Genomic DNA, 20,924 nt, shown 5'->3' with positions numbered 1-20,924 from the left:
AAGAGATTTGGCATGCAAGATGTTGGAAGGCGGTCCTGCGGTCAGAGGGAGATGGTGCGGGCGGTGCGGGCGGATTCGAAGGCGGCTTCCAGGACCTCCAGGCCCGTCACCGCGTCGGCGACCGGGACGGGGCTGCGGCCCTGCGCCACGGCGGCGTAGAAGTCCTGGTAGGCACCGGGGTCCAAGGGGACGGGGGTACCGCCGAGGGAGGCGGGGGACGCCGCCTCGCCCCAGCCGGGGCCGCCCGGCGTGGCACCCGCCTTCAGCGCGTCCTCCTGCGGGTCCATGCCGTGCGAGACGAACGCCGCCCGGTCGCCGAGCACGCGGAAGCGCGGGCCGAGGTCGTTGGCCAGCGCCGAGGCCCACAGGTGCGACACCGCGCCGCCCTCGTGGGTCAGCGCCAGGAAGGCGTCGTCGTCCGCCCGCGCGCCCGACCGCAGCACCCGCACCTCCGCGTACACCGACCGCGGCCTGCCGAACAGCGCGATGGCCTGGTCCACCAGGTGCGTGCCCAGGTCGAACACGATGCTGCCCAGGTCGGCGGGGTCGCCGGACTCCTTCCACGAGTCCTTCACCTCCGGCCGCCACCGCTCGAACCGCGACTCGAACCGGTGCACCCGGCCCAGCGCGCCCTCCGCGACCAGCCGCCGGACCGTGCGGAAGTCACCGTCCCAGCGCCGGTTGTGGAACGGCGCCAGCAGCAGCCCGCGCCCGGCGGCCAGCTCCGCCAGCGCCCGCGCCTGGGCGGCGGACCCGGCGAACGGCTTGTCCACCACCGCGTTGAGCCCGTGCTCCAGCGCGGCGCGCGCGTGCTCGGCGTGGAACCGGTTCGGCGTGGTGACCACCACCAGGTCGAACTCGTCCGCCCGCCGCCACACCTCGTCCACCGAGGCGATCACCTCGGCGTCGGGGTAGCGCGAGCGCACCTCCGCCTGCCGCTCGGGGTTGCCGGTGACCACGGCGGACAGCCGCAGGCCCTCGGCGGCGGCCAGGAACGGGGCGTGGAACGCGGCTCCGCCGAGCCCGTAGCCGATCAGTGCGGTGCGCATGCCGGCCACCCTAGGCGTCCCACGTCGTGGACGCCCTGTCGCACGTGGTGGCGCGCGGCTACGTTCAGCCCCATGAACCGCCTGGTGGCACCTCGGCACGCGCGGCGCGTGCGCGTCGCCGGCATGGCCTGTCGCCTGAGCTGAACCGCCCCCCTCGACCCGGCGTGCCGGAAAACCCTCAGGAGCACAACCATGTCCTGGTCCTTCGAAACACAGCAGATCCACGCGGGAGCGTCGCCCGACCCGGCGACCGGCGCGCGCGCCACCCCGATCTACCAGACCACCTCGTTCGTCTTCCGCGACACCGCGCACGGCGCCGCGCTGTTCAGCCTCGCCGAGCCGGGCAACATCTACACCCGCATCAACAACCCCACCCAGGACGTGCTCGAACAGCGGATCGCCGCGCTGGAGGGCGGCGTCGCCGCGGTGGCGTTCGCCTCCGGCCAGGCCGCCGCCACCGCCACCATCCTCAACCTCGCCCGCGCGGGGGACCACTTCGTCACCAGCGCCTCGCTCTACGGCGGCACCTACAACCTGTTCCACTACACGCTGCCCAAGCTGGGCATCGAGGTGTCCTTCGTGGACGACCCCGACGACCTGGACGCCTGGCGGGCCGCGGTGCGGCCCAACACCAAGCTGTTCTTCGCCGAGTCGCTGGCCAACCCGCGCAGCAACGTGCTGGACGTGGCCGCGGTGGCGGAGCTGGCCCACGAGGTCGGCGTGCCGCTGGTGGTCGACAACACCGTGCCCACGCCGTACCTGCTGCGGCCGCTGGAGCACGGCGCGGACATCGTGGTGCACTCGGCGACGAAGTACCTCGGCGGGCACGGCACCGCCATCGCGGGCGTGGTGGTCGACGGCGGCAAGTTCGACTTCGGCGACGCCGAGCGGTTCCCGGACTTCAACGAGCCCGACCCCAGCTACCACGGCCTGCGCTACTGGCCCGCCCTCGGGCACGGGGCGTTCGCGGCGAAGCTGCGGGTGCAGGGCCTGCGCGACACCGGCGCGGCGATCGCCCCGCTGACCAGCTTCCTGGTGCTGCAGGGCATCGAGACGCTGTCGCTGCGGCTGGAGCGGCACGTGGCCAACGCGCAGGCGCTGGCCGAGTGGCTGGAGCAGCGCGACGAGGTGGCGAAGGTGCACTACGCGGGGCTGCCGTCGAGCCGGTGGCACGAGCTGGCGCGCAAGTACCTGCCCAAGGGGGCGGGCGCGATCGTGTCCTTCGAGCTGCACGGCGGGGTGGAGGCGGGACGCGCGTTCGTCGACGGGCTGGAGCTGTTCAGCCAGCTGGCCAACATCGGCGACGTGCGCAGCCTGGTGGTGCACCCGGCCAGCACCACGCACAGCCAGCTCACCGCCGAGGAGCAGCTGGTCGCGGGCGTCACGCCGGGCCTGGTGCGGCTGTCGGTGGGCGTGGAGGGCCTGGAGGACCTCAAGGCCGACCTGGAGTCGGGCTTCCGGGCCGCCAAAGCCGCCCTGTGACCGCTTCCGGGACCTCTTTGGGGACCACTGCTGGGACCACTGCTGGGACCACTCCGGGGAAGACCCCTCCCGCCGGCGGCGGCTGGCGGGAGGGGGACCCGGAGGGGCGTCGGCGGTGGTTGCGCGGCGCCCTGCCGGGGCTGCCCCTGCGCATCGCCTACGAGACGTGGGGGACGCTGAACGCGGACCGCTCCAACGCGGTACTGGTGGAGCACGCGCTCACCGGCGACAGCCACGTCGCGGGCCCGGCCGAGCCGGGGCACCCGACGCCGGGCTGGTGGGACGCGCTGGTCGGGCCGGGCAAGGCGCTGGACACCGACCGCTGGTTCGTGGTCGCGCCGAACGTGCTGGGCGGCTGCCAGGGCACCACCGGCCCGTGGGAGACCGCGCCCGACGGCCTGCCGTGGGGCGCGCGGTTCCCGCGCGTGTCCGTGCGCGACCAGGTGGCCGCCGAGGCGCTGCTGGCCGACGCGCTGGGCATCCGGGAGTGGGCCGCGGTGGTCGGCGGGTCGATGGGCGGGATGCGGGCGCTGGAGTGGGCGGTGACCTGGCCCGACCGGGTGCGCTCGCTGATGGTGCTGGCCGCGCCCGCGGCCTGCTCCGCCGACCAGATCGCGCTGGGCTGCGCCCAGCTGCACGCGCTGCGGCTGGACCCGGTGGCGGGCATGGGGCTGGCCCGGCGCATCGCGCACCTGAGCTACCGGACCGGGGCCGAGCTGGAGGCCCGGTTCGGCCGCCGGGTGCAGGACGACGGCCGCTACGCCGTCGAGTCCTACCTCGACCACCAGGCCGACAAGCTGCTGCGCCGGTTCGACCCGGAGAGCTACGCGGTGCTCACCGAGGCGATGAACGGCCACGACGTCGGGCGCGGCCGGGGCGGGGTGCGCGCGGCGCTGGCGAGGGTCACCGCGCGCACCGTCATCGCCGGGATCGACTCCGACCGGCTCTTCCCGCTGGCCCAGCAGGAGGAGCTGGCCGAGGGCATCGCGGGCGCGGACGGCGTGCGCGTCGTGGCCTCGCCCTACGGCCACGACGCCTTCCTGCTGGAGGTGGAGCAGGTCGCCGCGCTGCTGCGGGAACTGCTGCTGGAGGTCGGCAGCCCGAGGTGACGGGCCCTCACTCGTCCAGCGCCACCGCGATCCACGGGGTCACCGGCAGGGCCCGCGCCTGGCACTCCAGGGCCAGCTTCACCGTCCAGCGCAGCGCTTGGAGCACCACCGTGGCCAGCTCCTGGGGAGCGCCGTTGGCCAACGCGATCTCGATCTGCTCGGCGGCGGCCTCCTGGTCGCCGTGCACCTCCGCGAGCAGGGTGCGGATCGCGGTGCGCACCGGCGGGTCCGCGTCGTCGATCGGCACCTCCTGGCCGTCCTCGTCGAAGACCTGCATCTTCACCGGGGTCGCGCCACCGGAGCCCAGCGCGGCGACCATGCCGCTGCACTCGGAGAACAGCAGCAGCACCAGCTCCCGGATCTCCTCGTCCCCCTCCGGGGAACCGCTGAGGTAGCCGGTCACGAGGTCGACCGCGACAGCGTCCTCCCCGACCTTGGTGGCGGCCAGGGCCTCACCGGCCACGGCGTGCAGCCGTGCCCAGCGATCCGGATCTTGCTGCGGGTGCATTCAGCCATCTTCCATCAGGGGGCACGGGAGCACAGTTCTGCAGTACTGCCTACCCCGTGGGCTTCGGGTGCCGCAACGGGTTGTCCTCCGGGGCACCGGAGTGCTACCTGGGTATGACGCACCGTGGACCCATGTGCGCGGCGGCGCCCCCGCCTAGCATCTGGACGTGATCCGCGCCCTGCTCCAAGTCGTGCTGCTGCCCGACCGCACGCGGGTGCTGGTCGACACCCGCTTCCGCCGCCTGTGGCAGGCGCTGGTGCTGGTGTACGCGCTGGTCGTGTCCATCCTGGTCAGCGTCGACTACGTCGAGTACAACGAGCCCGACGGCTGGTGGCCGCTGCTGTTCGGCGTGGTCGCGGGCAGCTTCGCGCTGATGGTGCTGCGCTCGCCGCTGCTGGCCTGGCGGCTGTCGCTGCCGGGACTGGTGGTCACCAGGGTGCTGCTGACCTCCGAACCGGCCATCCTCGGGCCGTGGCAGTGGTGCTGGTACCTGCCGGTGCTGGCGTCCGTGGGGCTGGTGTACTCCGGTCGTGTGGTGCTCGTGGTGGGGGTGCTCACCGGCGGTGTGCTGTACCTGGTCGGGGCCATGGGCGACCCCGGCTACTTCCCGTCCACCGCGGTCCTGCTGCTGGTGGTGCTCCTGCTCGCCTACGCCTTCGGCTCGCGCGGCCGGGCCGAGCAGCGCTACCAGGCCGAACGCGACGAGCGGGCGGCGCTGGTGGAGCGCGCCCGGATCGCGCGGGAGATGCACGACGTGGTCGCGCACCACATGTCGCTGGTCGTGGTGCGCTGCGAGACCGCGCCTTACCGGATCACCGGGTTGCCGGAGGACGGCCTGAAAGAATTCGCTGAACTGGGTGAGGCCGCCCGTGCCGCGATCACCGACATGCAGCGGCTGCTCGGCGTGCTGCGGGCCACCGACCAGCGGCCGGACCGCGCCCCGCAGCCGGGCCTGGCCGACGTCGCGGAACTGGCCCCGCAGGCGCAGGTGGCGCGGGTGGAGGTGCCCGAGGCGGTCGGGCTGACCGCGTACCGGGTGGTGCAGGAGGCGCTGACCAACGCCGCCCGGCACGCGCCGGGATCGGAGGTGTCGGTGCGGGTGGACGACGTGGGCGGCGCGCTGGAGGTCGTCGTGCGCAACACGGCGGGCGGGCCCTCGCGCGGCGGGGGCGGCGGGCACGGGCTGGCGGGGATGCGCGAGCGGGTGGGGGTGCACGGCGGCTCGGTGTCCGCCGGGCCCACCGACGACGGGGGGTTCGAGGTGCGGGCGAGGATTCCGGTGGGGGAGCGGTGATCAGGGTTCTGGTGGTGGACGACCAGGAGATGGTGCGGGAGGGGTTCTCCGCGCTGCTGGACGCCCAGGAGGACATCACCGTGGTCGGCGCGGCGGGCGACGGCGCGGCGGCCGTGCGGCAGGTGCACGGGCTGCGCCCGGACGTGGTGCTGATGGACGTGCGGATGCCCGAGGTGGACGGCCTGACCGCCACCCGGATGCTGGCCGACGACCCGGTCAAGGTGCTCGTGCTGACCACGTTCGACCTCGACGACTACGTGTACGAGGCGCTGCGCGCCGGGGCCAGCGGGTTCCTGCTCAAGCACGCGCCCGCCAGCGAGCTGCTGGCCGCGGTGCGCGTGGTGGCGCGCGGGGAAGCGCTGCTGGCGCCCTCGGTGACCAAGCGGCTGATCGAGGACTTCGTCAGGGCCCGGCCCGCGCGGGCGGTCCGGCCCGCGGCGCTGTCGGCGCTGACCGACCGGGAGACCGAGGTGCTGGTGCTGGTGGCGCGGGGGCTGTCCAACGCCGAGATCGCCGCGCACCTGTTCCTGGCCGAGCAGACGGTCAAGACGCACGTGAGCCGGGTGCTGATGAAGCTGGGCCTGCGCGACCGCGCCCAAGCCGTGATCGCCGCCTACGAATCCGGCCTCATCGTCCCCGGCTGACCCCGCCCGCGCGAGTCGAACGCTCAGGTACCGCGAGTCGAACGCTCGGGTACCGCGAGTCGAACGCTCGGGTACCGCGAGTTCGTCGTTGGGGTTGGGTTATCCAGCAAAGAGGGCGCTCGCCGCGCGGCAGGTCGCCAAGGATGGCGGGTCGCGCCGTCCCCGTATGACCTGCCGAAGGCAACCACGCGCGTCAAGGGGCCCAGGCTTTTGCGCGGGGTTGGTGGTGCGTTCAAGGCCCCTTGACACGCGTGGTCGGGACGAGCCCAGGTCATACGGGGACGGCGCTCGCGGGGCCGCGCTGCGCGCGCTTCGCGCGCGCCCCCTGGTGCGCGGGCAAGTACTACCCGGCGGGGTTGGGAGGGCCGGTAACTACTACCCGAGGGGCACGGAAGCGCCGGTCAGGGCGTGAAAGTGCGGGTTGGGGTGCGCGAATGTTGAGTTCGTGGTGTCTGAGCGTTCGACTCGCGGGAGCGACACGCCCAACGCGCCCATAGGCGGGTGACGCTGGAAGCGGGCGGGTTGCTGGATATTCGGCCCGCGAGGGAGGACTGGGGTAGGGGGACCGCGGGGTGACGATCGGCGCGGCGTCACCTTCTTAGCGTCGCCGCCATGGTGAAGCGGGTGGTGGCGGTGGCCGCGCTGCTGGTGGCGGTGACGCCGGGGGGCGACCCGGAACCGGTGGAGCGCGTCGCGGTGCACGGGGATCTGGAGCACGCGCGGCATGTCGCGGTGGTGGTGCCGGGGTCCGATGTGGACGAACGCCGGTTCGACGCGACGGTCGGCGAGATGGCTCGCGCGGTGCACGCGCAGGCCGGGCGGGACGATCTCGCGGTGGTCGCGTGGCTGGGGTACCGGACGCCCAGCGGGGTGGGGGTGGACGCGGCGTCGGGCAGGTTGGCGCGGGCCGGGGCGCGGTCGCTGGCCCGGTTCGTCCGCGACCTGCCCGGCGAGGTGCACCTGCTGTGCCACAGCTACGGCTCGGTGGTCTGCGGGCTGGCCGCGCGCGGGCTCGACGTGGCCGACATCGCGTTCACCGGCAGTCCGGGCGTGCGGGCGGGGTCGGTGGCCGAACTGGGCACCACGGCGCGGGTGTGGGCGGCGCGGGGTGAGGACGACTGGACCCGGTGGGTGCCCAACGTGCGCTTCGGCGACCTGGGGCACGGCCGCGACCCGGTCGACCCGGCGTTCGGGGCGCGGGTGTTCGACACCGGCACCGCGCGCGGGCACGACGAGTACTACCGGCCGGGAACGGCGTCGCTGCGCGCGCTGGCCCGCATCGCCGTGGGGGAGCGGCCGTGAAGCGCGATCCGTTCATCGACGCCGTGCGCGCCATCGCCGTCGTCGGGGTGGTGCTGGGGCACTGGCTGGTGACCGCGCCGGTGCTCACCGGCGGCGGCATCGCGGTGGACAGCCCGCTGCGCTGGATGCCGGGGCTGGCTCCGGCCAGCTGGCTGTTCCAGACGCTGGGCCTGTTCTTCTTCGCCGGCGGGTTCGCGGCGGCCCGCGCGGGTCGGTTCGCGCCGCGGCGGCTGGTCCGGCCGGTGGCGCTGCTGCTCGGCGCGTGGGCGGTGGTGCTGCTCGGGCTCTCCGCCAGGGGGCTGCCGCAGCAGACCGTGCTGACCGTGGCCACCCTGGTCGTGTCACCGCTGTGGTTCCTGGGCGTCTACGTGGTGCTCCGGGTGTGCACGCCGCTGTTCGAGCGGTTGGGGTGGTGGGGTGTGCCGCTGCCGGTCGCGCTGGTGGCGCTGGACGTCGGCTGGCTCAACGTGGCGGCGGTGTGGTGGGCGCCGTGGCAGCTCGGCGTGGTCGCGGCGCGGCACGGCTACCGGCGGGCGTGGGGCGCGGTGCTGCTCGTGCTCGGCGCGGTGGCGTTCGCGCTGCTGCTGCGCGCGGGCTACCCGGTCAGCGCGGTCGGCGTGCCGGGGGCGGCCGAGTCGAACCTGTTCCCGCCGTCCCCGGCCGCGCTGGCGCTGGCGCTGGCCCAGATCGGCCTGGTCGTGCTGGTCCGGCCGGGGTTCCGGGCCCGCTGGGTCAACGACCGCGCGCTGCCGATCTTCCTGCTGCACCAGAGCGCCCTGCTGGTCGTCGTGCTGGCGGGCGCGGCGGTCGGTCCGCTGCCCGGCCTGCACACCCCGCCCGACGACCCGCTATGGGTGCTGCAGCGCCTCGCCTGGCTGCCCGTGCTCGGCGGCGTGGCCCTCGCCCTGGTTGGGTATCGCCGCCAGCAGCGCCAGGCCGATGGTGGCGCCGTGCAGCGCGATCATCGCGGCGGTCGGCTCGACCACCAGCAGCGGCGGCACGCAGGCCAGCGCGGTCAGCAGCCAGGCGCGGCGGCCGTGGCAGGTGCCCGCCCTGGCGGCGTGCAGCAGGTACCAGCCCAGCAGCAGGTGGATGAGGTTCTGCAGCGGGTCGACCTTGAACACCACCAGGGTGCCCGCGTCGCCGGGGAACCCGGTGACCACGAACCCGAGCACGCCGAGGGCGCCGTAGCCGACGCCGAGGGTGGCGGCCAGCCGGGTCCGGTGGGTCTCCCTGGTGCGGCAGGGGAACAGCGGGGTGTCCCGCTCGAACCGGTGGAACGCCAGCAGTAGCGGCAGGAGCAGCAGCACCAGCAGGACCAGCCAGCGCGGCTTGGCCACCAGGTCGAACCCGGTCCAGTCCAGCCGCGCCCAGTCGAACGAGGTGGGCGCGTCCAGCAGGCCCAGCGCGCCGACCACCGCGGCCAGCGCGGTCAGGTAGCCGAGGTAGACCGTCATGGGGGCGGTGCGGGCGAAGTCGACCACGCGCCACGGGCGGGCGCCCGCCAGCCACGCCGTCGCCCGGTCGCGCGCCAGCACCGCCAGGCAGATCTGCGCCAGGCCGAGCACCAGCAGGCACACCGTGGGCGGGCTGAGGTTGGACGCCCGCTCGCCGGGCAGCGCCATCATGGCGCGCGGGTAGCCGCCGAGCACGATCAGCGCCAGCAGGGCGGGGACGGCGGCCAAGGCCAGCCCGCCGAACACCCGCCGCCGCACCCGCAGCAGGCTGCCGTCGGCGTAGGCGAACCCGAGCTGTTGCAGCAGCAGCGCCCCCAGGACCAGGTTGAGGTAGCCGCCGGTGCGCCACTGCAGGCCGAGCCGGCAGGCGTCCACGGCGATCATCACCGCGCCCAGCGCCAGCGGGGTGACCAGCCGGGCGTTGCGGTGCAGCCAGGCCATCGCGGGCGTCGCGGCCACCGCGACCAGGTACACGCCCAGGAACCACAGCGGGTGGGCGATGAGCCTGCCGAAGGTCTCCACCCGCTCCTGGGGCACGTCCAGCAGCTCCAGCGGCAGCGGCAGCACCAGCCACGCCAGCACGAACGCCAGCACCGGCCGCAGCAGCCAGGGCACGCGGCTGGTCAGGTACCGGCCGTAGCCGCCGCGGTCGGCCCGCACCGCCTGCCACGCCAGCAGGTTGGCGTGGCCGCCCGCGAAGAAGAACAGGGGGATGGCCTGGAGCACCCAGGTCAGCAGCCACAGCCAGGTCGCGCTCACGCCCGCCCAGTGCAGCACGGTCAGCAGCGACTGGCCCGCCACCACCAGCCCCAGGCCCGCCAGCCGCAGGAAGGTGGCGTACCGGTCGGCCACGGCGGGGTGCAGGTGTCCGGGGGTGGGCTGTCCAGGGCGCTGCTCGCGCCTGCGCGGCAGCCGGGCCAGCAGCAGGAACACCACCACCGCGCTGCCGAAGCCCCAGGCCAGCACCGGCTCGTGGCCGGGCGGCCCCCAGCGCTGCCGCCAGGAGTTGAAGGCCAGCCCGCCCGCGTACAGCTGGGCCACGGCGTGGCAGCGGGACGGCGAGCCGCGCGGGTTGGCCTCGCACTGGGCGTGCATGTCCAGCGCCAGCCGGGTGTCCAGGGACCGGCGCGCTTGCTGGTCCAGCGGCCTGCCCTTGTGCTCGGCGTAGCGGAGCAGGTCGTAGCCGAGGTCGTGGGCGCGGCAGGCGGCGCCGAAGTCCCACTCGGTGTCGCCCGCCGGTCCGGAGCAGCCGCCGTTCGGGTCGACCGCGCGCAGCGTGCCGTCGGCGGTGCGCACCGCCTCCGGGCGGCGGTGGGTGACGGCGCCGAAGTCGGCCGGGAGGTCCGCGCGCGGGTCGTGGTCGGCGCGGGGGTGGGCCATCGCCTCGACCGCCCTGGCCGCCGCGGCGACGTCGCCGGTCAGCGGCCGGTCGTCGGTGGCGCCCGCCGGGCGGGACGCGATCACCCCGCACACGAACACGGCCACGGTGACCAGCGTGAATCGGGACCAAGCGGGTAAACGGGACAGCAACCGCAGTCCCGGCCACCACGCGATGCTGTTCACCTGCGGTTCGCTCATCGGCGATTCAGGTTACGGATCGGACTCGGCGCTGCCAACCGGTCGGTCCCCCTGTCCCGGTGCTCAGGGGGTGGCCAGTGCCGGGTCGAGCACGCCCGCGGTGGTCAGCGCGGCCAGCGCCATCCGGGACAGCAGCGCGGCCATCTGCTCGCGGTCCAGGTGGGCGCTGTGCGGGGTGGAGTTGATCAGCCCGAACACCGCGTGCGCGGCGGCGCGGGCGGTGGGCTCGTCGGCCCGCGGCACGGTCCGCCGGATGGTCTCCACCCACACCTCGACGTACCGGCGCTGCAACGCGCGCACCCGGCGGCGGTCGGCGTCGGTGAGGTTGGCCAGGTTGCGGATCTGCACGGTGATCAGCGCCGGGTCGTCCAGCGCGAAGTCGACGTGCCAGCGGACCAGCTCGCGCAGCGCGTGCTCGGGGCCGTTGGCGGCCTCCACCCGGCGCAGGCCGCCGTCGAGCAGCCGCTCGCTGATGGCGGTCAGCATCTCCCCGAGCATGGCGTCCTTGCTGCGGAAGTGCCGGTAGAGCGCGGGGCCGGAGATGCCCACCGCGGCGCCGATGTCGTCGATGCCCACCCCGTGGAAGCCGTGCCGCGCGAACAGCTCGGCGGCGGCGCTCAGGATCTGGTCACGGCGGGTTTGCTTCACTCCATCGGTCGATGACACACCGCCATCCTAGAGGTTGCGCCCACCCTGCGTAAACGTGCGTTAACCACACGTTCGGACGCGCCTGCCAGGCTGGACCATTTAGGGGTTTCCGAAATGACTCATTAACTTTTGACCAGCTCTTTTTATGTGGGCATAACTGCTGGTAACAATTGCTGTGCCCCGCATCACACCCTGCGTTGCCCTCTCCCTCCGGAGGCATTGATGCGCTCGTTCAGAATCCTCGCCAGCGCGGCGCTGGCGGCCTTCGCGGCCCTGGTCACCGCCGTTCCCGCCGAGGCCGCCGCGGCGAACTACGTCGCACTGGGTGACTCCTACTCCTCCGGTACGGGAACCGGCAGCTACTACAGCGACAGCGGCAGTTGCAAGCGCAGCCCCTACGCCTACCCGGCGCTGTGGGCCGCCGCGCACGCGCCCGCGTCGTTCCAGTTCGTCGCCTGCTCCGGCGCCCGGACCGGCGACGTGCTGGCCAACCAGGTCGGCGCGCTGAGCGCGAGCACCTCGCTGGTCACCATCTCCATCGGCGGCAACGACGCGGGCTTCAGCGACGTCATCACCACCTGCACCCTCAGCTCCGACTCCGCCTGCGTGAGCCGGGTCGAGCAGGCCAAGACCTACGCCACCACGACGCTGCCCGGCCTGCTGGACAACGTCTACGCGCAGATCCGCACCCGCGCCCCGTCCGCCCAGGTCGTGGTGCTGGGCTACCCCCGGCTGTACCAGGTCCCCGGCTCCTGCTCGGTGGGCCTGAGCAACACCAAGCGCTCGGCGATCAACTCCGCCGCCGACACCCTGCACACCGTCATCTCCGGCCGGGCGTCGGCCAAGTCCTTCACCTACCGCGACGTGCGCGGCGCGTTCACCGGGCACGAGATCTGCTCGTCGGACTGGTGGCTGAACAGCCTGAGCTGGCCGGTGGAGGAGTCCTACCACCCCAACCGCAACGGTCAGCGGCTCGGCTACCTGCCGCAGCTGGACGCCGTCGCGAGCTGACGTCCAGCCAGTGGGAGGGCCGGGTCCGGTCGGACCCGGCCCTTCGTTGTGGGCCTTCGTTGTGGACGCGGTGGATCGGCGCGGGCTAGCATCGCCAGTGGTTAACGACTGCTAACAGCGAGGAGTCCATGGACGCCCCCGTCCTGCGCAGCGCCGCCGACAAGTCCTCCGAGGCGTTCCGGCGGCACGCCGAGCAGCACGCCGCCCTGGTGGCCGACCTGCGCGACCGGCTGGCCCGCGCCGCGCTCGGCGGCCCGGAGAAGGCCCGCGCCCGGCACGTGGCGCGCGGCAAGCTGCTGCCCCGCGACCGGGTCGACACGCTGCTGGACCCCGGCTCGCCGTTCCTGGAGCTGTCCCCGCTGGCGGCGGGCGGCCTGTACGGCGACGAGGCGCCCGCCGCGGGCATCATCACCGGCGTCGGGAGGATCTCCGGGCGCGAGTGCGTGGTGGTCGCCAACGACGCGACGGTCAAGGGCGGCACCTACTACCCGATGACGGTCAAGAAGCACCTGCGCGCGCAGGAAGTCGCCCTGCACAACCGCCTGCCGTGCGTCTACCTGGTCGACTCCGGCGGCGCGTTCCTGCCCCGCCAGGACGAGGTCTTCCCCGACCGCGACCACTTCGGCCGGATCTTCTTCAACCAGGCCACCATGTCCGCCCGCGGCATCCCGCAGATCGCCGCCGTGCTCGGCTCGTGCACGGCGGGCGGCGCGTACGTGCCCGCGATGAGCGACGAAGCGGTGATCGTGCGCGACCAGGGCACGATCTTCCTGGGCGGCCCGCCGCTGGTGAAGGCCGCCACCGGCGAGGTGGTCACCGCCGAGGAGCTGGGCGGCGGCGAGCTGCACGCGCGCACCTCCGGCGTCACCGACCACCTGGCCGAGGACGACGCGCACGCGCTGCGCGTCGTGCGGTCGATCGTGAGCACGCTGGGGCCGCGCGCGCCGCGCCCGTGGCAGGTGCTGCCCAGCGTCGAGCCGGCGGTCGACCCGGCCGAGCTGTACGGCGTGGTGCCCACCGACAGCCGCACCCCCTACGACGTGCGCGAGGTGATCGCCCGCATCGTCGACGGCAGCCGGTTCCAGGAGTTCAAGAAGGAGTACGGGGCCACCCTGGTCACCGGCTTCGCGCGCATCCACGGCCACCCGGTGGGGATCGTGGCCAACAACGGCGTGCTGTTCGGCGAGTCCGCGCTCAAGGGCGCGCACTTCGTCCAGCTGTGCGACCAGCGCGGCACACCCCTGGTGTTCCTGCAGAACATCAGCGGCTTCATGGTGGGCCGCGAGTACGAGGCGGGCGGCATCGCCAAGCACGGCGCGAAGATGGTCACCGCGGTGGCCTGCGCGCGGGTGCCCAAGCTGACCGTGGTCATCGGCGGCTCGTTCGGCGCGGGCAACTACTCGATGTGCGGCCGGGCGTATTCGCCCCGGTTCCTGTGGATGTGGCCCAACGCCCGCATCTCGGTGATGGGCGGCGAGCAGGCCGCGTCGGTGCTGGCCACCGTGCGCCGCGACCAGCTCGGCGACGAGTGGCCCGCCGAGGAGGAAGAGGCGTTCAAGGAGCCGATCCGGCGGCAGTACGAGGAGCAGGGCAACCCGTACTACTCCACCGCGCGGCTGTGGGACGACGGGGTGATCGACCCGATGGACACCCGCACGGTGCTCGGGCTGGCGCTGTCGGTCGCCGCCAACGCGCCCCTGGAACCTGTCAGCTACGGCGTTTTCCGGATGTGATGGGGATGTTCGACAGCGTTCTGGTGGCCAACCGAGGCGAGATCGCGGTGCGCGTGATCCGCGCCCTGCGCGCGTTCGGCATCCGGTCGGTGGCGGTCTACAGCGACGCCGACGCCGACGCGCCGCACGTGCGGCTGGCCGACGAGGCGGTGCGGATCGGCCCGGCCGCCGCGCGGGAGAGCTACCTGTCCATCGAGCGGGTCGTCGAGGCGGCCCTGGCCACCGGGGCGCAGGCGGTGCACCCCGGCTACGGCTTCCTGGCGGAGAACGCGGACTTCGCGCGGGCGTGCGACAAGGCCGGGCTGGTGTTCATCGGCCCGCCCGCCGAGGCGATCGAGGCGATGGGCGACAAGATCCGCGCCAAGCTGACCGCGAGCGCGGCGGGCGTGCCGGTGGTGCCGGGGCGCACCGAACCCGGCATGACCGACGACGACCTGGCGGCGGCGGCTGAGGAAATCGGTTTCCCGGTGCTGCTCAAGCCTTCCGCCGGGGGCGGCGGCAAGGGGATGCGGCTGGTGCGCGAGGCCGCCGCGCTGCGCGAGGCGATCGAGTCGGCCCGGCGCGAGGCGCGCGGCTCGTTCGGCGACGACGCCCTGCTGGTCGAGCGGTTCGTCAGCAACCCCAGGCACATCGAGATCCAGGTGCTCGCCGACGCCCACGGCAACGCGGTGCACCTGGGCGAGCGCGAGTGCAGCCTCCAGCGGCGCCACCAGAAGATCATCGAGGAGGCGCCGTCGCCGCTGCTGTCCCCGCAGGCCCGCGAGGCGATGGGGCGGGCCGCCGTGGACGCGGCGAAGTCCGTCGGCTACCGGGGCGCGGGCACCGTCGAGTTCATCGTGGACGGCGAGACCGGCGACTACTTCTTCATGGAGATGAACACCCGCCTCCAGGTCGAGCACCCGGTGACCGAGCTGGTCACCGGCGTGGACCTGGTGGAGTGGCAGCTGCGGGTGGCCGCCGGGCAGCCGCTGGCGTTCTCGTCGGTGGACATCACCGGCCACGCCGTGGAGGCCCGCGTCTACGCCGAGGACCCGACGCGCGGGTTCCTGCCCACCGGCGGCACGGTGCTGGCGCTGCGCGAGCCCACCGACGTGCGGGTGGACTCGGCGCTGCGGGTCGGGCTGACCGTCGGCAGCGACTACGACCCCATGCTGGCCAAGGTGATCGCGCACGGCGCCACCCGCGAGGAGGCGCTGCGCAGGCTGGACGCCGCGCTCGGGCGCACCGTGCTGCTGGGCGTCACCACGAACATCCCGTTCCTGCGCGCTCTGCTGTCCGATGTGGACGTCCGCGCGGGCGCGCTGGACACCGGCCTGGTGGAGCGCAAGCTGGACGGGCTGGTGGAGCACGGGGTGCCGGACGAGGTGCTGGCGGCGGCGGCGCTGGAGCGGCAGCTCGCCCTGGGCGGCGACGACCCGTGGGACCAGCCCGGCGGCTGGCGGGTCGGCGAGCACGCCTGGGCGCGGTGGCGCGTCGACGGCGTGGACGTGCGCGTGCGCGGCGAGGAGGTCGTCGTGGGCGACGGCGAGCCGATGCGGCTGCGGGCCGCCCTGCGCGACGGCGACCTCGTCGTGGGCACCCGCCGCTACGCGATGGCCCGCGACGGCGACGTGCTGTGGCTCGGCACCGGGGGCCGGTCCTGGGCGCTGGCCGAGACCGAGCGCTGGGACATCGCCAGCCGCGCGCGGGCCGAGGCCGCCGCCGGGCCGGTGACCAGCCCGATGCCCGGCACCGTGCTGCTGGTGCGCGCGGCGCTGGGCGAGCCGGTGACCGCCGGCCAGGCGCTGTTCGTGGTCGAGGCCATGAAGATGGAGCACACCGTCACCGCACCCGTGGACGGCGTGCTCGCCGAAGTGAACGTCCGAGCGGGCCAACAGGTCGCGCTGGACCAGACCCTGGCCGTCGTCGTGCCCCACGAGGAGTGAGCGATGTTGGACTTCCGCCTGGACGAGGAGTACGAGGCGCTGCGCAAGACCGTCGAGGAGTTCGCCCGCGAGGAGGTCGCGCCGGTCATCGGCGGCTTCTACGAGCGCGAGGAGTTCCCCTACGACATCGTCGCCAAGATGGGCCGCATGGGCCTGTTCGGGCTGCCGTTCCCGGAGGAGTTCGGCGGCATGGGCGGCGACTACTTCGCGCTGTGCCTGGCGCTGGAGGAGCTGGCGCGGGTCGACTCCTCGGTGGCGATCACCCTGGAGGCGGGCGTCTCGCTGGGCGCGATGCCGCTGTTCCGGTTCGGCTCGGACGAGCAGAAGCGGCAGTGGCTGCCCAAGCTGTGCGCGGGCGAGGCGCTGGGCGCGTTCGGCCTCACCGAGCCCGGCGGCGGCTCGGACGCGGGCGCGCTGCGCACCACCGCCAGGCTCGACGGCGACGAGTGGGTCCTCAACGGCACCAAGGCGTTCATCACCAACTCCGGCACCGACATCACCGCGCTGGTCACCGTCGCCGCGGTGACCGGCCGCAAGGACGACGGGCGGCCGGAGATCTCGGCCGTGCTGGTGCCTTCGGGCACGCCGGGCTTCAGCGTGTCGAAGAAGTACTCCAAGGTCGGCTGGAACGCCTCCGACACCCGCGAGCTGTCGTTCCAGGACTGCCGGGTGCCCGCGGCGAACCTGGTCGGCGAGCGGGGGCGCGGCTACGCGCAGTTCCTGCAGACGCTGGACGAGGGTCGGGTGGCCATCGCCGCGCTGGGGGTCGGTCTGGCGCAGGGCTGCGTGGACGAGTGCGTGAAGTACGCGCGCGAGCGCGAGGCGTTCGGCCACCCGATCGGGCAGTACCAGGCGATCCGGTTCAAGATCGCGGACATGGAGGCGCGGGTGCACACCGCCCGCCTGGCCTACTACCAGGCGGCGTCGAAGATGCTGCGCGGCGAGCCGTTCAAGCGCGAGGCGGCCATCGCCAAGCTGGTGTCCTCGGAGACCGCGGTGGACAACGCCCGCGAGGCCGCCCAGATCTTCGGCGGGTACGGGTTCATGAACGAGTACCCGGTGGGCCGGTTCTACCGCGACGCCAAGATCCTGGAGATCGGCGAGGGCACCAGCGAGGTGCAGCGGATGCTGATCGCCCGCGAACTGGGCCTGTAACGCGGACCATTCCACGTCGCGGCACATCTGTGAAACTACTGTGGATAACTAAACCCCCGAATTAGGTTTGGCGGGGTCAAACTCGTGGTGCTCCACAATCCGCCGCTTGAAAGGGAGCCCCACATGTCCATCCCCACCTCCGCGAGATCCCGCGTCGCCGCCGCGCTCGCGGTTCTCGCGCTCCTGGTCGTCGGCACGGCGCAGATCGCCAGCGCCGGTCCCTCGACCGGGTCGGGCGCGCAGGGCGAGACCCGCGTGCTCGAGCAGCCGCCGCTGAGCGCGGACTCGGCCAAGCACGCCAACGTCACCTCCGGTGAGGTCAGCGCGCAGGCGTTCCGCCAGACGGTGTCCGCCGTGGTGAACTCCAACGGCACCCTCGCCGCTGGTCAGAGCTTCGGCGCCACCGCCGCCAGCCGCATCGGCGTCGGCACCTACGAGGTGTTCTTCAACCAGGTGATCACCGCGGGCACGTACGTGGCGACCATCGGCATCGCGGGCAACGTCGGCGCCTCGACGCCCGGCGAGGTCACCGTGGTGGGCCGGGTCACCGCGAACAACGGTCTGTTCATCCAGACCTACAACTCCGCGGGGACGCTGACCGACCTGGGTTTCCACACCGTCGTGATGTTCTGATCCGCCGCTGGCCGGAGTCATTTCCCGGCGGGGCGGGGCCGCCCACGCGGTCCCGCCCCGCCGGGCCGCGCCGGAAATAGCGGAAAGAATTTCAGGAAAAGCGGCCGTGCCTGCCCTCGCCCGCTCGGAAACGGCTCAGGCCCGTTTCGACTTCGGCCAGCGAGACCATTCCGCGGGCCAGCTCGTTGGCCAGCGCCTCGGATTCCGGCAGCCCCTCCTGCTCCAGCAGGGACAGCCGGTCCTGCCGCAGGCACACCTGGGGGAACGCGGCGATCTCCCGCGCCAGCCGCTCCGCCTCGGCCCGGCAGGTGCCGTTGGGCACCACCCGGTTGGCCAGCCCGATCCGCAGCGCCTCGCCGGAGTGCACCGGCCGCCCGGTGAGCACCAGGTCCATCGCCCGGCTCGCGCCGATCAGCCGGGGCAGCCGCACCGTGCCGCCGTCGACCAGCGGCACGCCCCAGCGGCGGCAGAACACGCCGAACACCGCGTCCTCGTCGACCACCCGCAGGTCGCACCACAGCGCCAGCTCCAGCCCGCCCGCCACGGCGTGCCCGGACACCGCCGCGACGACCGGCTTGGACAGCCGCAGCCTGGTCGGCCCCATCGGCCCGGACGGGCTGGCCGGGTCGTTGCCGCGCTCGGTGCCGATGGCCTTGAGGTCCGCGCCGGAGCAGAACACCCCGCCCTCGCCGTGCAGCACCGCCACCGACGCCGAGTCGTCCGCGTCGAACTCGCGGAACACCTCGGCCAGCGTGTGCGCGGTCGGCCCGTCCACCGCGTTGCGCACGGCGGGCCGGTTCAGCAGGACCGTCCACACCGGACCGGAGCGCTCCACCCGCACCGCGCTCACGACTTCGGCCGCCCGCGCTCCACGATCGCCGCGAAGTCGACGCCGCGCGGCAGCGTGCCGAACGCCAGGCCGCCCTGGCCGGACAGCCGGGAGGCGCAGAAGGCGTCGGCCACCGCCGGGTGGCCGAACCGCACCAGCAGCGCGCCCTGCAGCGCCAGCGCCATCCGCTCCACCAGCCCGCGCGCCCGCACCTCCAGGTCCTCGGCGTCGGCCAGCTCGTCCCGCAGCGCCGCGACCGCCGCGTCCAGCCGCCGGTCGCCCCCTCGGGCGGCGTCCAGCTCGGCGAAGAACGCGGCCACCGCCTCCGGCTCGCGGGCCAGCACGCGCAGCGCGTCCAGCGCGGCCACGTTGCCCGAGCCCTCCCAGATCGACATCAGCGGCGACTCGCGGAACAGCCGGGGCATCCCCGAGTCCTCGATGTAGCCGTTGCCGCCCAGGCACTCCAGCGCCTCGGCGGCGTGCGCGGGGCCGCGCTTGCACACCCAGTACTTGGTCACCGCCAGGCCCAGCCTGCCGCGGTTGGCCGCCAGCCACAGCGCCACCGTCGTGGCCGCCTCGGACTCCACCGCCAGGTCGGCCAGCACGTTGCGCATCGCGGGCTGGTCGAGGAGGTGGCGCCCGAAGGCGCTGCGGTGCGCGGCGTGGTGGGTGGCCTGGGTCAGGCCGAACCGCATCCCGGCCGCGGTGCCCAGCACGCAGTCCAACCGGGTGGAGTTGACCATCTCGATGATGGTCCGCACGCCCCGGCCCTCCTCGCCGACCAGCCAGCCCACCGCGCCGTCGTACTCCAGCTCGGCGGAGGCGTTGGACCTGTTGCCCAGCTTGTCCTTGAGCCGCTGCAGGAAGATCGCGTTGCGGGTGCCGTCCGGCAGCACCCTGGGCAGCAGGAAGCAGGACAGCCCCCGCTCGGTGCGGGCCAGGGTCAGGAACAGGTCCGACATCGGGGCGCTGGTGAACCACTTGTGGCCGGTGAGCAGGTGGTGCTCGCCCGCGCGCACCGCCGTGGTGGTGTTGGACCGGACGTCCGAGCCGCCCTGCTTCTCGGTCATCGACATGCCCGCGAGCAGGCCGCGCTTGCCCTCCGGGGCGCGCAGGCCGAAGTCGTACTCCCGCGCGGCCAGCAGCGGCTCGAACCGCGCGGCCAGCTCCGGGCTCTTGCGCAGCGCGGGCACCGCGGCGCAGGTCATCGAGATCGGGCAGCCGTGGCCCGCCTCGGCCTGGCTCCACACGTAGAACTTCGCCGCGCGGGCCACGTGCGCGCCCGGCCGGTCGTCGCGCCACGGGGCGGCGTGCAGGCCGTGCCCGACCGCGGTGGTCATCAGCTCGTGCCAGGCCGGGTGGAACTCCACCTCGTCCACCCGGTGGCCGTACCGGTCGTGCGTGCGCAGCACGGGCGGGTGCGAGTTCGCCAGCCTGGCCAGGTCGGCCACGTGCGCGGTGCCCGCCAGAACGCCCAGCTCCCGCAGCTCCGGCTCGGCCCACCCCGCGCCGCCGCGGCGCAGCCCGTCCAGCAGCGCCGGGTCCTCGGCGACGTCGTGGCCCTCCAGCGGCGGGGCCTGGTTGGTCACCCGGTGCGTGGCGTGGGTCATTCAGCCAGGGTACTACCGGTCGGTAACCGGGCGGACCGTCGAATTCGGGGGTGCTCAGCGGGCTTCGGCGGCCTACCGTCGTGCGGGTGGGCGATCACAGTCAGGCGGTGGCCGAGCTGCGCGGCCGGTACGCGGCGATGCGGGCGGGCGAGCCGGTGCGGCTGGCCAAGTCGACCTCGAACCTGTTCCGCTTCCGCGACCAGCGCCCCGGCGGGCTGGACGTGGCCCGGTTCAACCGGGTCCTCGCGGTCGACCCGGAGACCAGGACCGCCCGCGTGCAGGGCATGACGACCTACGAGGACCTGGTCGACGCCACCCTGCCGCACGGGCTGATGCCGCTGGTCGTGCCGCAGCTCAAGACGATCACCCTGGGCGGCGCGGTGGCCGGGCTGGGCATCGAGTCCAGCTCGTTCCGCAACGGCCTGCCGCACGAGTCGGTGCGCGAGCTGGAGGTGCTCACCGGCGACGGCGAGGTGGTCGTGGTGGGCCCGGAGGACGAGCTGTTCCGCGGGTTCCCGAACTCCTACGGCACGCTGGGCTACGCCCTGCGGCTGGACATCGAGCTGGAGCCGGTCAAGCCGTTCGTGCGGCTGCGGCACGTGCCCTTCCGCGACGCGGACCGGTGCGCCGAGGCCATCGCGGAGATCTGCGCTAACCGGTCCTACCAGGGCGAACCGGTCGACTTCGTGGACGGCGCGGTGTTCGGCGGCACCGAGCACTACCTGACGTTGGGCGACTGGGTGGCGACCGCGCCGTGGCGCTCGGACTACACCGGCAACCGGATCTACTACCGGTCGGTCCAGCGGCGCGGCACCGACTACCTCACCGCGCGCGACTACCTGTGGCGCTGGGACACCGACTGGTTCTGGTGCTCCCGCGCGTTCGGCGTGCAGCACCCGGTCGTGCGCAGGCTGGTGCCCAAGCGGTACCTGCGCTCGGACGTGTACCGCCGGATCG

Annotated in this window: 17 protein-coding genes and 1 pseudogene; 12 read left to right on the top strand and 6 right to left on the bottom strand. The window is 73.7% G+C overall.

The window, feature by feature from the left end; genetic code table 11:
* Nucleotides 1-41 precede the first annotated feature (41 nt).
* Nucleotides 42-1,049 carry a Gfo/Idh/MocA family protein gene (locus tag IEZ00_RS33230; protein WP_189227345.1) on the bottom strand — a complete coding sequence of 336 codons (1,008 nt, stop codon included), beginning with the start codon at nucleotides 1,047-1,049 and terminating at the stop codon, nucleotides 42-44.
* A gap of 192 nt (nucleotides 1,050-1,241) precedes the next feature.
* Between IEZ00_RS33230 and IEZ00_RS33225 the strand changes: the two genes are divergently transcribed.
* Nucleotides 1,242-2,531, top strand: a complete 1,290-nt coding sequence (locus IEZ00_RS33225; RefSeq protein ID WP_189227344.1) for a bifunctional o-acetylhomoserine/o-acetylserine sulfhydrylase — start codon at nucleotides 1,242-1,244, stop codon at nucleotides 2,529-2,531.
* A gap of 17 nt (nucleotides 2,532-2,548) precedes the next feature.
* Nucleotides 2,549-3,640: a homoserine O-acetyltransferase MetX gene (gene metX / locus IEZ00_RS33220; RefSeq protein WP_189227343.1), complete on the top strand. Its 1,092-nt coding sequence runs from the start codon at nucleotides 2,549-2,551 to the stop codon at nucleotides 3,638-3,640.
* Between the two features lie 7 nt (nucleotides 3,641-3,647).
* Here the strand turns inward: metX and IEZ00_RS33215 are convergent, their stop codons facing one another.
* A complete protein-coding gene (locus tag IEZ00_RS33215) occupies nucleotides 3,648-4,148 on the bottom strand; it encodes a hypothetical protein (protein ID WP_189227342.1) in 501 nt (166 codons plus the stop codon).
* 166 nt (nucleotides 4,149-4,314) lie between these two features.
* Between IEZ00_RS33215 and IEZ00_RS33210 the strand changes: the two genes are divergently transcribed.
* From IEZ00_RS33210 to IEZ00_RS38250, 4 genes and pseudogenes are all read left to right on the top strand, one after another.
* On the top strand, nucleotides 4,315-5,442 hold the full coding sequence (locus IEZ00_RS33210; protein WP_189227341.1) for a sensor histidine kinase: 1,128 nt from the start codon (nucleotides 4,315-4,317) through the stop codon (nucleotides 5,440-5,442).
* A complete protein-coding gene (locus IEZ00_RS33205) occupies nucleotides 5,439-6,086 on the top strand; it encodes a response regulator transcription factor (RefSeq protein ID WP_189227340.1) in 648 nt (215 codons plus the stop codon). The genes IEZ00_RS33210 and IEZ00_RS33205 overlap by 4 nt, the downstream gene beginning before the upstream one ends.
* Nucleotides 6,087-6,698: 612 nt before the next feature.
* A complete protein-coding gene (locus IEZ00_RS33200; RefSeq protein WP_189227339.1) occupies nucleotides 6,699-7,388 on the top strand; it encodes an alpha/beta hydrolase in 690 nt (229 codons plus the stop codon).
* Nucleotides 7,385-8,221: pseudogene (locus IEZ00_RS38250) on the top strand (acyltransferase family protein); the annotation flags it as partial. The gene IEZ00_RS33200 and the pseudogene IEZ00_RS38250, both read left to right, overlap by 4 nt.
* A 15-nt stretch (nucleotides 8,222-8,236) precedes the next feature.
* Here IEZ00_RS38250 and IEZ00_RS33195 read toward each other — a convergent pair.
* Nucleotides 8,237-10,423, bottom strand: a complete 2,187-nt coding sequence (locus IEZ00_RS33195) for a phospholipase A2 (RefSeq protein ID WP_189227338.1) — start codon at nucleotides 10,421-10,423, stop codon at nucleotides 8,237-8,239.
* A gap of 63 nt (nucleotides 10,424-10,486) precedes the next feature.
* Complete coding sequence (locus tag IEZ00_RS33190; RefSeq protein ID WP_189227337.1) at nucleotides 10,487-11,089, bottom strand: SACE_7040 family transcriptional regulator; 603 nt, start codon at nucleotides 11,087-11,089, stop codon at nucleotides 10,487-10,489.
* 204 nt (nucleotides 11,090-11,293) lie between these two features.
* Here IEZ00_RS33190 and IEZ00_RS33185 point away from each other — a divergent pair, with 204 nt between their 5' ends.
* The 5 genes from IEZ00_RS33185 to IEZ00_RS33165 all read left to right on the top strand — a co-directional run bounded on the left by IEZ00_RS33185 (nucleotide 11,294) and on the right by IEZ00_RS33165 (nucleotide 17,528).
* Nucleotides 11,294-12,082, top strand: coding sequence for an SGNH/GDSL hydrolase family protein (locus tag IEZ00_RS33185; protein ID WP_189227336.1), 789 nt, complete (start codon nucleotides 11,294-11,296; stop codon nucleotides 12,080-12,082).
* 128 nt (nucleotides 12,083-12,210) lie between these two features.
* Complete coding sequence (locus IEZ00_RS33180) at nucleotides 12,211-13,815, top strand: carboxyl transferase domain-containing protein (RefSeq protein WP_189227335.1); 1,605 nt, start codon at nucleotides 12,211-12,213, stop codon at nucleotides 13,813-13,815.
* Between the two features lie 5 nt (nucleotides 13,816-13,820).
* Nucleotides 13,821-15,740: an acetyl/propionyl/methylcrotonyl-CoA carboxylase subunit alpha gene (locus tag IEZ00_RS33175; RefSeq protein ID WP_276530118.1), complete on the top strand. Its 1,920-nt coding sequence runs from the start codon at nucleotides 13,821-13,823 to the stop codon at nucleotides 15,738-15,740.
* A 3-nt stretch (nucleotides 15,741-15,743) separates the two neighbouring features.
* Entirely contained in the window at nucleotides 15,744-16,895 is a 1,152-nt protein-coding gene (locus IEZ00_RS33170) for an acyl-CoA dehydrogenase family protein (RefSeq protein WP_189227333.1), read from the top strand.
* A 123-nt stretch (nucleotides 16,896-17,018) separates the two neighbouring features.
* Nucleotides 17,019-17,528 carry a hypothetical protein gene (locus IEZ00_RS33165; protein WP_189227332.1) on the top strand — a complete coding sequence of 170 codons (510 nt, stop codon included), beginning with the start codon at nucleotides 17,019-17,021 and terminating at the stop codon, nucleotides 17,526-17,528.
* 91 nt (nucleotides 17,529-17,619) lie between these two features.
* Here the strand turns inward: IEZ00_RS33165 and IEZ00_RS33160 are convergent, their stop codons facing one another.
* Together IEZ00_RS33160 and IEZ00_RS33155 are read right to left on the bottom strand one after the other, a co-directional pair.
* Nucleotides 17,620-18,378 carry a crotonase/enoyl-CoA hydratase family protein gene (locus tag IEZ00_RS33160; protein WP_189227331.1) on the bottom strand — a complete coding sequence of 253 codons (759 nt, stop codon included), beginning with the start codon at nucleotides 18,376-18,378 and terminating at the stop codon, nucleotides 17,620-17,622.
* Nucleotides 18,375-19,967: an acyl-CoA dehydrogenase family protein gene (locus tag IEZ00_RS33155; RefSeq protein ID WP_189227330.1), complete on the bottom strand. Its 1,593-nt coding sequence runs from the start codon at nucleotides 19,965-19,967 to the stop codon at nucleotides 18,375-18,377. Before IEZ00_RS33155 ends, IEZ00_RS33160 begins: the two co-directional genes overlap by 4 nt.
* A 137-nt stretch (nucleotides 19,968-20,104) precedes the next feature.
* On the opposite strand from IEZ00_RS33155, the gene IEZ00_RS37520 reads away from it, so the two are divergent.
* Nucleotides 20,105-20,924: FAD-binding oxidoreductase (locus IEZ00_RS37520; RefSeq protein ID WP_229796350.1), on the top strand; the 820-nt coding region annotated here is incomplete at its 3' end.

Source organism: Saccharothrix coeruleofusca, assembly GCF_014648515.1.
In the GTDB taxonomy this organism is placed as follows: domain Bacteria; phylum Actinomycetota; class Actinomycetes; order Mycobacteriales; family Pseudonocardiaceae; genus Actinosynnema; species Actinosynnema coeruleofuscum.
The sequence above is the reverse complement of the archived record's forward strand: the minus strand, read 5'-3'. Positions and strand labels throughout refer to the sequence as shown.